The organism is Streptomyces sp. NPDC030995, from assembly GCF_055571215.1.
The window spans coordinates 61,406-71,648 of the sequence record NZ_JBVIFS010000034.1 but is presented as its reverse complement, the minus strand read 5'-3'; the positions used below and the strand labels follow the sequence as shown (position 1 = coordinate 71,648).

Annotated in this window: 7 protein-coding genes; 2 read left to right on the top strand and 5 right to left on the bottom strand. The window is 71.7% G+C overall.

Annotated features, from left to right (window positions below; genetic code table 11):
• The first annotated feature begins 197 nt into the window (after window positions 1-197).
• Window positions 198-632, top strand: coding sequence for a hypothetical protein (locus ACZ45T_RS32995; RefSeq protein WP_468447815.1), 435 nt, complete (start codon window positions 198-200; stop codon window positions 630-632).
• Between the two features lie 140 nt (window positions 633-772).
• Entirely contained in the window at window positions 773-2,353 is a 1,581-nt protein-coding gene (locus tag ACZ45T_RS32990; protein WP_468447814.1) for an alpha/beta hydrolase, read from the top strand.
• Here the strand turns inward: ACZ45T_RS32990 and ACZ45T_RS32985 are convergent.
• The 5 genes from ACZ45T_RS32985 to ACZ45T_RS32965 all read right to left on the bottom strand — a co-directional run bounded on the left by ACZ45T_RS32985 (window position 2,283) and on the right by ACZ45T_RS32965 (window position 10,206).
• Window positions 2,283-3,719, bottom strand: a complete 1,437-nt coding sequence (locus ACZ45T_RS32985; RefSeq protein ID WP_468447813.1) for an MFS transporter — start codon at window positions 3,717-3,719, stop codon at window positions 2,283-2,285. The genes ACZ45T_RS32990 and ACZ45T_RS32985 overlap by 71 nt on opposite strands.
• On the bottom strand, window positions 3,716-4,129 hold the full coding sequence (locus ACZ45T_RS32980) for a PaaI family thioesterase (protein ID WP_468447812.1): 414 nt from the start codon (window positions 4,127-4,129) through the stop codon (window positions 3,716-3,718). The genes ACZ45T_RS32985 and ACZ45T_RS32980 overlap by 4 nt, the downstream gene beginning before the upstream one ends.
• A 55-nt stretch (window positions 4,130-4,184) precedes the next feature.
• Entirely contained in the window at window positions 4,185-6,209 is a 2,025-nt protein-coding gene (locus tag ACZ45T_RS32975; protein ID WP_468447811.1) for an NADPH-dependent 2,4-dienoyl-CoA reductase, read from the bottom strand.
• 150 nt (window positions 6,210-6,359) lie between these two features.
• The gene (locus tag ACZ45T_RS32970) at window positions 6,360-9,383 is read right to left on the bottom strand and encodes an alpha-mannosidase (RefSeq protein ID WP_468447810.1); all 3,024 of its coding nucleotides are present in this window, start codon (window positions 9,381-9,383) and stop codon (window positions 6,360-6,362) included.
• 52 nt (window positions 9,384-9,435) lie between these two features.
• Window positions 9,436-10,206, bottom strand: coding sequence for a carbohydrate ABC transporter permease (locus ACZ45T_RS32965; RefSeq protein ID WP_468447818.1), 771 nt, complete (start codon window positions 10,204-10,206; stop codon window positions 9,436-9,438).
• Window positions 10,207-10,243: the final 37 nt, after the last annotated feature.

Here is a 10,243-nt window from a genome sequence, read left to right as displayed (position 1 = left end):
CCGAGTACTGGACGTACTCGGGCGCCCCGACAACGCGGCGAGGTGCGGTGCCAGGCAGCGCGGGCCAGGCAAGATCCGAAAGAGACGGCCTAGGCCCGGCCTTTCACGCCTGCCCCACATACCCGTGGTGCCCGGGCCCTCCTCCCCGCCCGGGCACCACGACCGCGCCAGTTCCCCGATCAGCCAGTGAGGTCGCCATGCCGTCCACCGACCGCCGCACCCGGCGGCTCCGCCCGTCCCTGTCGGCCGCCGCCGGGGTGTGCGCCGCAGCCCTGCTGTGCGGCGGCTGCGCCCGAGCGGGAGCGCAGGAGCCCGGCACCTCGATCGAGGAGATCGCGGCGGTCCTCGGCTGCACCGCCGAAGTGAGCGTCGACGCCGATGAGTTGCGCCAGGGCGGATGCGAGACCGGCCAAGGGGCCTACCGCATGGTCACCTTCACCGCCGACCGGGGCCTGCGGTCCTGGCTGACCGAGGCCCGGATGTACGGCGGCATCTACCTCGTCGGGGACCGATGGGTGGTCACCGCCGGGACCGCCGAGGCCCTGACCCCGTTGCGCGACCGGCTCGGCGGCACCGTCGAGACCGGTGCCACGCACGGCGAGCACCCCGCGCACCACCCGACCTCCGGGTAACGACTGTGGCGTGTCGGCCAGTTGTCCGGAAATCGGCTCATTCGTGAGGAGCACGAGGCACGACCCTTCGGGATGATTCGCCCCCGCTCCACGTGCAACAAGGTGGACGGGTAAGCGACTTAACCGAAAGGAACGGCTTCGTGCGCCTGAAACGCCTCGCACCGCTGCTGGCCGCCGCCGGACTCATCGCGACCACCGTGCCCCTGCTGACCGCGGCGCAGGTCTCCGCCGCCCCGGCGGCGGACCACCTGCGGCAGAAACCCGCTTGGCAGCGGTGCAGTCCCGAACAGCCCGCCTCGTACGAATGCGCCACGCTCAAGGTCCCGCTGGACTACCGGCGTCCCGACGGGCCCACCATCGACCTCGCCATATCCCGGATGAAGAGCGAGAACCCGGCCAAGCGGCACGGCGTCATGCTGCTCAACCCCGGCGGCCCGGGCGGCGGCGGGCTCGACCTGCCTCTGCTGATGAACGAGTCGCTGCCCAAGGACGTACGGGAGAGTTACGACCTCATAGGCTTCGACCCGCGCGGGGTCGGCCACAGCAGCCCGATCACCTGCGGGCTGAACGGTACGGAGCAGAACTTCGACCGGCCGTACCGTCCGGAGACCTTCGCCTCCGACGTGGCGTGGGCGCAGACCGTCGCCGACAAGTGCCGCGAGAAGGCCGGTTCGGTGCTGCCGTACATCACCACCCGCAACACGGCGCGCGACATGGACACGATCCGTGCGGTGCTGGGCGAGCGGAAGGTCTCGTACCTGGGGTACTCGTACGGGACCTACCTCGGCGCGGTGTACTCGCAGATGTTCCCGGACCGCACGGACCGCTTCGTGCTCGACAGCGCCGTGGATCCGAAGCGGGTCTGGCGCGGCATGATCCAGGTGTGGGCCGAGGAGGGCGAGCCCGCCTTCGCGCGCTGGACGCAGTGGGCGGCGGAGCGGTCGGCCGAGTACGGCCTGGGCGACACCCCGAAGGCGGTGTCCGACACGTTCTGGGGGCTGGTGGCGCGCGCCGACCGGGAGCCGATCGACTTCGAGGGCATGAAGCTCACCGGCGACGACATCCGGACCGCGCGGCCCTACTTCTTCTACCCGGCGCAGGCCACTCCGCTGGTCGCGGCGCTCAAGGCCGCGGCCGAGGGCAAGCCGCTGCCCGCGGGCACGTCCGCTGCGGAGCTGAAGAAGATGCTCACGGGCGGACAGGGCGCCGAGCCCGCCTCGGACAACGGCACGGCCGTCTTCTGGGCCGTGCTGTGCGGGGACACGGGCACGTGGCCGCGCTACACCGAGCAGTACGAGCGGGACGCGGCCAGGGACAAGGCCAAGTACCCGCTGTACGGGGACTTCGCGTCCAACATCAAGCCGTGCGCCTTCTGGCAGCGGCCGGTCGAGGCGGCCACCCCGATGAAGACCCGGGCGAACGTGCTGACCGTGCAGAACGAATGGGACTCGCAGACCCCGCTGAGCAGCGGGCAGGGCCTGCACCGCGCGCTCAAGGGCTCGCGGATGGTGCTGGCCGCCGGCGGTGAGGGGCACGGCGTGTACGTCTTCGACCCCAACTCCTGCGCCAACGCCCCGGTCAACGCGTACCTGACCACGGGCGTCCTGCCCGACAAGGACGTGACCTGCCAGAACGCGCAGCCGCCGGCCGCTACGGAGCGGAGCGGCTCCCCGACCCCGTCGGATCGGCTTCCCTTCCCGGCCGGGCCCGGCCGGTTCTGACCCGGTCGGTCCTTCCCAGGTCCTGAACCAGTTCCTCACCCAGGTCCTGACCCAGAGGCCGCCCCTTACCCCGGCCCTCACCCTGACCCCGCTGCGCGCCGATACGGCTGCCGCGCAGCGGGGTCAGCAGCGCGCCGCCGAGGATCAGCAGGCACAGCGCCCCGCCGCCCAGGCTGACCGCCGGGACCCCGTGGCGGGCGGCCAGCGCCGTGAGCACGGCCGCGCCCACCGGGCCCGAGGCGTTGTGCACGGTCCAGAACGCGGAGGTCACCCGGCCGAGCAGGTGGTCCGGGGTCACCTCCTGACGCAGGGTCATGGTGCAGACCCCGCCGAGGGTGATCCCGAACATGAACACGGCCGCCAGCACGGCGATCACCGGCACGCTGCGGCTGACGCCGACCCCCGCCACCGCCACGGACACCATCGCGAGCGAGGTCAGCCAGCAGGTGCCGAAGCCGAGGATCCGGCGCAGCCGCCCGGCGGTCGCGGCCGCGACGAGGGCGCCTCCGCCGCTCACGGCGATGACGTAGCCGAGGGTGGTCGCGTCCCGGCCGAGGTCGTGCTGGACGCGGAAGATCAGCAGGTCGGTGGCGCCCATGGTGACGAAGGTCAGCAGGGTGAGCTGGATGGTCAGCGGGCGCAGCAGCGGGTGGGTCCACAGGAAGCGGAAGCCCACGACGAACATCTCCCGGAGCACTCCGGCGCCAGCCGCCGGCCGGTCCGTCCGGTCGGTGCGGTCGATGGCGCCCGTGTGGTCCGTGCCGGCCGTGCGGTCACCGTCGGAACGGGTGAACCTCACCCAGCCCAGGCTGGCGGCCGAGACGAGGAAGGTCGCCCCGTCCACGGCCAGCGCCCAGTCCGCGCCGACCCCGGCGGTGAGGAAGCCGGCCACGACCGGCCCGAGCAAGGTCCCGAGAGCGAAGGTGCTCATCAGCCGCCCGTTCGCGGCGGTGAGGTCCTCGGGACGGACCAGATGCGGCACGGCCGTCACGTACGCCACGTCGAACAGGGTCCTCAGTACGGCGACCAGCGCGGTCAGTACGTACAGCAGCCAGATCCGCGGCCCGGCGGCCCACCAGACGAAGGGCACCGCGCCGAGCAGCACCGCGCGCGTCAGATCGCAGACGATCATGAGCCGGCGGCGGTCCACCCGGTCGACCACGTACCCGGCGAACAGGCCGGTGGCGATGGCTGTGGCGCCCGAGACGACCGTGAGCAGGCCCATCTGGACGATGGACCCGGTGGCGGCGTAGACGAGCAGGGGAAGCGCGAGCAGCGTGATGGACCCGCCGAGGACGGAGAGCGCCTGGCCGAGCCAGAAGACGTTGAAGTCCTTGTTCCGGCGGAGCGATTGGCTTGGACTCATCCCAGCAGGGCGTAGACGGTGGAGGCCGTGGCGGCCGGCTCCGCGGCGCCCTCGGGGGTCAGCGTGATGTCGGCGAAGGCCATCCGCTTGCCGAGCTTGGTGACCCGTACGTGGATGAGCACGTCGGCGCCGACCACCGGCCGCTGGAAGCTCGTCGACTGCTGGACGGTGGTCATCGGCCCGTACGCACCGCGCGCGGCGGAGATCGCGATGACGGTGGCGGTGTCGGCGGCGGCCATCATGGCCTGCCCGGAGAGGCCGCCGCCGTCCCGGGCCAACTCCTCGGACCAGGGCAGCCGCAGCACGGCGTGCCGCTCGCCCGTCTCCTGGACGGTGAGGCCGAGGGCGAGCACCCAGGGGGCGAAGTTGTCGGCGAGGATCTTGTCTGCGTCTGCGGGTGAGAACGTCACCGGGAGATTGTGGCTGCCCGGCCGGGCAGCCACAATCCCTTTCCGTCGAACGAGCTCAGAGGGTGGAGGCCAGCTCCGTGCCCTGGCGGATGGCCCGCTTGGCGTCGAGCTCGGCGGCCACGTCGGCGCCGCCGATCAGGTGCGCCTCGACGCCGGCCGCGCGCAGGGCCTCGTACAGGTCGCGGCGCGGCTCCTGGCCGGTGCACAGGACCACGGTGTCGGCCGGTACGAGGCGCTGCTCGCCGCCGACCGTGATGTGCAGGCCCTCGTCGTCGATGCGGTCGTACGTGGCCCCCGCGACGGAGACGACACCGCGGTGCTTCATCTCGGCGCGGTGGATCCACCCCGTGGTGGTGCCGAGGCCGGCGCCGACCTTGGTGGCCTTGCGCTGGAGCAGGTGGACCTGGCGCGGCGAGGCGGGGCGGGAGGGCGCGGTGAGCCCGCCGGGCCCGGTGTAGGCGGTGTCGACGCCCCAGTGGCGGAAGTAGACGTCGGGGTCCTGGGAGGCGCCCTCGCCGCTGTCGGTGAGGTACTCGGCGACGTCGAAGCCGATGCCGCCGGCGCCGACGACCGCGACGCGCTCGCCGACCGGGGCGCCGTCGCGCAGCACGTCGAGGTAGCTGACGACGCTGGGGTGGTCCACGCCCTCGATGTCGGGGGTGCGGGGGGTGACGCCGGTGGCGACGACGACCTCGTCGTAGCCCTGGAGCGTGTCCACGTCGGCGCGGGTGTTCAGGCGGACCTCCACGCCGCTCTCCACGAGCTGGGTGCCGTAGTAGCGGATGGTCTCCTCGAACTCCTCCTTGCCGGGGACGCGGCGGGCGATGTCGAGCTGACCGCCGATGTGGCCGGAGGCCTCGAAGAGGGTGACGGCGTGGCCGCGTCCGGCAGCGGAGACGGCGCAGGCGAGTCCGGCCGGGCCGGCGCCGACGACGGCGACGCGCTTCTTCAACTGGGTCGCGGACAGCACGAGTTCGGTCTCGTGGCAGGCGCGCGGGTTGACCAGGCAGCTGGTGATCTTGCCGCTGAAGGTGTGGTCCAGGCAGGCCTGGTTGCAGCCGATGCAGGTGTTGATGGTCTCGGAGCGCCCGGCGGCGGCCTTGGCGACGAAGTCGGCGTCGGCGAGGAAGGGACGGGCCAGCGACACCAGGTCGGCGCGGCCGTCGGCGAGCAACTCCTCGGCGATCTCCGGGGTGTTGATGCGGTTGCTGGTGACGAGCGGGATGCTCACCGCGCCCATCAGCCGCTTGGTGACCCAGGTGTAGGCGCCGCGCGGGACGGAGGTGGCGATGGTGGGGATGCGGGCCTCGTGCCAGCCGATGCCGGTGTTGATGATGGTGGCGCCGGCCGCCTCGACCTCCTTGGCGAGGTGGACGACCTCGTCGAGGGTGGATCCGCCGGGGATCAGGTCGAGCATGGAGAGGCGGTAGATGAGGATGAAGTCCTCGCCGACGGCCGCGCGGGTGCGGCGGACGATCTCCAGCGGGAAGCGGACGCGGTTCTCGTAGGCGCCGCCCCAGCGGTCGGTGCGCCTGTTGGTGGCGGCGGCGATGAACTCGTTGATCAGGTAGCCCTCGGAGCCCATGATCTCGACGCCGTCGTAGCCCGCGAGCTTGGCGAGGCGGGCCGCGCGGACGAAGTCCTCGACGGTGCGCTCGACCTCGATGTCGGTGAGCTCGTTCGGTACGAAGGGGCTGATGGGGGCCTGGAGGGCGCTGGGGGCGACCAGGTCCTTGTGGTAGGCGTAGCGGCCGAAGTGGAGGATCTGCATCGCGATCTTCCCGCCCTCGGCGTGCACCGCCTCGGTGATCACCCGGTGCTCGGCGGCCTCGTCCTCGGTGGTGAGGCGGGAGCCGCCCTCGAAGGGCCGGCCCGCGTCGTTGGGCGCGATGCCGCCGGTGACGATGAGCCCGGCCCCGCCGCGGGCGCGCTCGGCGTAGAAGGCGGCGAGCCGCTCGAAGCCGCCCTCGTGCTCTTCGAGGCCGGTGTGCATGGACCCCATGATCACGCGGTTCGGCAGGGTGGTGAAACCGAGGTCCAGGGGGCTCAGCAGGTGCGGGTACCGGCTCTGGGAACTCATGGGGGCGCCTCCTCGCGCGGGGGGTGATGAACCTGTTCTAGCGAGGGAGGCCTGGTTTTGCAACTAGGTGCAAAACCGGGTGGTGCCCGCCTCCCCCGGATTCCAGGGGAGGCGGGCACCGCTTGTGGCGGAGTTCACGCCCGCGGAAGGTCAGGCCCGGTGGAGGCGGACCGTGAGGATCTGGAACGGGCGCAGGGTGAGGCGGACCGTGCCGTCGGCCGTCGGGGCGGCGACGGCCGATCCGTCCAGGGGGCGTTCGAGCAGGTCGCTCTCGACCGCCGCCGCGAGCGGGAAGTCCGCGGCGAGGGTGGCCGTGGCGCGGCCGCCGCGGGACTCGTAGAGGCGGACGATGACGTCGCCGCCGCGGTCCTCGGCGAGCTTGACCGACTCGACGACGACCGCGTCGTTGTCCACGGCCAGCAGCGGGGCGACCGGGGCCGCGCCGGTCAGGGCGCGCTCCGGCAGGTTCAGGGCGTGGCCCTCGCGGACCGCGTCCCCGATCCCCGCGCCCGGGGCGAGGGAGTAGCGCAGGGTGTGGCGGCCCTGGTCGGTCTCCGGGTCGGGGTAGCGCGGGGCCCGCAGGAGGGAGAGCCGGATCGTGGTGGTCTGGCCGCCGTCGGCCCGCACGGCGCGGGTCACGTCGTGGCCGTACGTGGAGTCGTTGAGCAGCGCGACGCCCCAGCCGGGCTCCTCCGCGTGGATCCAGCGGTGGGCGCAGATCTCGAACTTGGCCGCCTCCCAGGAGGTGTTGGTGTGGGTGCCCCGGTGGACGTGACCGAACTGCGTCTCGGAGGCGGTCCGTTCGGCCTTCACGTCCAGCGGGAAGGCCGCCTTGAGGAACTTCTCCGTCTCGTGCCATTCCACGTCCGTGACGATGTCGACGGTCTTGGCGCCGGCCCGCAGGGTGACGGACTGGACCGCCTTCGAGGCGCCGAAGGAGCGGGTCACGCGTACGGTCACCGATCGCGGGCCGCTTTCGGTGACCTCCAGCCCGTCCAGCTCCACGAGGTCCGTGACCTTGTTGCGGTAGAACTCGTCGATGTCCCAGGCGTCCCACATGTTGGGGAAGTCGGGGTGGATCTGGAGCAGGTTCGCCGCGGCCCCGGGGGCCAGCGACTCCCGGCGCGCCTCCAGGTCGTAGGCGGAGACGATCAGGCCCCGGCCGTCGATCTCCACCAGCAGCCGGCCGTTCGCCAGGACGTGCCCGCCGCCGTGCCGCTCCTCGACCGTGACCGGCTGCCCGGCCTCGGCCGGGCGGCCCGCGCCGCCCGCCGGGATGCCGCGCCGGGTGTGCGGGGCACAGTTGAAGACCAGCTCCTGCGCGCCCTCCCCCGCGAGCGCCTGCTGCGCGGCGAGGGTGATGCCCCGCAGCTCCTGCGCCACGGATCCGTACGTCTCGCGCGCCTCGCGGTGCACCCAGGCGATGGAGGAGCCCGGCAGGATGTCGTGGAACTGGTGCAGCAGTACCGTCTTCCAGATCCGCTCCAGGTCCTCGTACGGGTAGTCGAAGCCCGGGACGCGCACCGCGGCCGTCGCCGCCCACAACTCGGCCTCGCGCAGCAGCGATTCGCTGCGGCGATTGCCCTGCTTGGTCTTGGCCTGGGAGGTGTAGGTGCCGCGGTGCAGCTCCAGGTAGAGCTCGCCGGCCCAGACGGGCGCGTCCTCGTACTCGGCGTGGGCCTTCTCGAAGAAGGCGTCCGGCCGCTCGATCTCCACCCGCGGGGAGCCTTCGAGGTCCCGCTGCCGCCTGGCGCGGGCGAGCTGCTCGCGGGTGGGGCCGCCACCGCCGTCACCCCAGCCGAAGGGGGCCAGCGAGCGTGAACCCCGGCCCTTCTCCCGGTAGTTGCGGGCGGCGTGCGCCATCTGGGCGCCGCCGAGGTCGGAGTTGTACGTGTCCACGGGCGGGAAGTGCGTGAAGACGCGGGTGCCGTCGATGCCCTCCCACCAGAAGGTGTGGTGGGGGAACTTGTTGACCTGGGACCAGGAGATCTTCTGGGTCAGGAACCACCGGGAGCCGGAGAGCTTGACGATCTGCGGCATCGCGGCGGTGTAGCCGAAGGAGTCGGGAAGCCACACGTTGTGCGTCTCGATGCCGAACTCGTCGAGGAAGAACTTCTTGCCGTAGAGGAACTGGCGGGCCATGGCCTCGCCGCCGACCATGTTGGTGTCGGACTCCACCCACATCCCGCCGACCGGCACGAACTGCCCGTCGACGATCTTCTTCTTGACGCGCTCGAAGAGCTCGGGCCGGTAGGTCTTGATCCAGTCGAGCTGCTGCGCCTGTGACATCGCGAAGACGAACTCGGGGTGCTCGTCCATCAGGTTGACCATGTTGGACGCCGTACGGGAGACCTTGCGCACCGTCTCGCGCAGCGGCCACAGCCACGCCGAATCGATGTGGGCGTGGCCGACCGCGCTGATCCGGTGCGCGGAGGCGTGGGCAGGGGCGGCGAGCACCCCGGCGAGGTGTTCGCGGGCGGCGGACGCCGTGCCGGGGACGTCCGTCAGGTCCACCTCGTCCAGGGCGGATTCGAGGGCGCGCAGGATCTCGTACCGCCGGGCGTCCTTGGTGTCGAGCTGCGTCATCAGGTCGTAGAGGACTTCGAGGTCCTGGACCAGCTCCCAGACCTCGGTGTCGAAGACGGTGAGGTCCATCCGGGCGAGCCGGTAGAGGGGCTGGTCCCCGCTGGTCCGCTTGTCGCCCTCGTACGTGACCGCGTGGTCGACCAGGACCGGATTGGAGGCGGCCTCGACGTACCAGTGGACCTGCTCGCCGCCCTCGGCCCGGTCGGCCACGCGCACCCAGTCGTTGTACGGGTTCAGTGCCTTGATCTCGCCGCCGTCGGCCCGGTGGACCAGGCCCTCGCACTGGAAGCCGGGCATCATCCGGTCGAAGCCGAGGTCGAGGACGGCCTCCACGGTGCGGCCGGCCCACTCCGCGGGGACGGTGCCGGTGACCTTGAACCAGGTGGTTCCCCAGGCCGGGCCCCAGGGGTCGCCGATCGCGCAGGGCTCGTACGTCGCGGCCAGGCCCTCGGCCACGGGGACGGGTTCGTCCGGGGCCTCCCAGCGCTCGACGGTCAGCGGGACGGGGTGGGAGTGGACGGCGGGCTTGATGCGCTCCTTGAGGACCCGGCGGAGGCGGTGTTCGGTGATGCTGCGGTCGTCGTGCATGACGGCTGCTCCTGGGAGGCGTGGTCGGTACGGGCGGGGTGGCGGGGGCGGCTCAGGTCTTGACGGCTCCCTCGCCCACGCCCTTGAAGAAGAAACGCTGGAGGGCGAAGAAGAGGAGCATCATCGGGATGAGCGCGGCCATCGCGCCTGCGGCGATGAGCCGCTGGTCGTTGACGGTGGTGGCGCCCGCCAGGGTCTTCAGGCCCAGCTGAAGGGTGTAGTTGTCGCTGTCGGTGAGGACCAGCAGGGGCCAGAGGAAGTCGTCCCAGGCGCCCATGAAGCTGGTGATGCAGACGACGGCCAGGGCGCCCTTGGCGGCGGGGAGGAACACGCGGGTGAAGCGGGTCCATTCGCCCGCGCCGTCCAGGACCGCGGCCTCCTCGACCTCCTTGGGCACGGCCAGGAAGGACGCCCGCATGATCATGATGTTGAGCACGGAGACCGCGCCGGGCAGCCAGACGCCGATGAGGGTGTCGACCAGGCCCATCTCGCGGACCGTGAGGAACATCGAGATCATCACGGACTCGAAGGGGAACATCAGGGTCGCCACCAGCACGGTGAAGACCACCTGACGCCCCTTCCAGGCGGCCCTGGAGAGGGCGTATCCGCCCATCGCCGAGAAGAGCATGTTCGAGGTGATCGCGAGGACGGCGACGGTGAGGGTGTTGCCGACGTACTGGAGCAGGGGGAAGGAGTCGGCGACCCGGGCGTAGTTGTCGAGGGTGGGCTGCGAGGGCAGCACGCCGTCGTACACGTTCTCGGTGCGGCCGCGGATCGAGGTCAGGAACTGCCAGACGATCGGGCCCAGCATGACCACGAGCATCGTCACCAGCGTGGCGTACCGGCCGGCCCGGCCGATC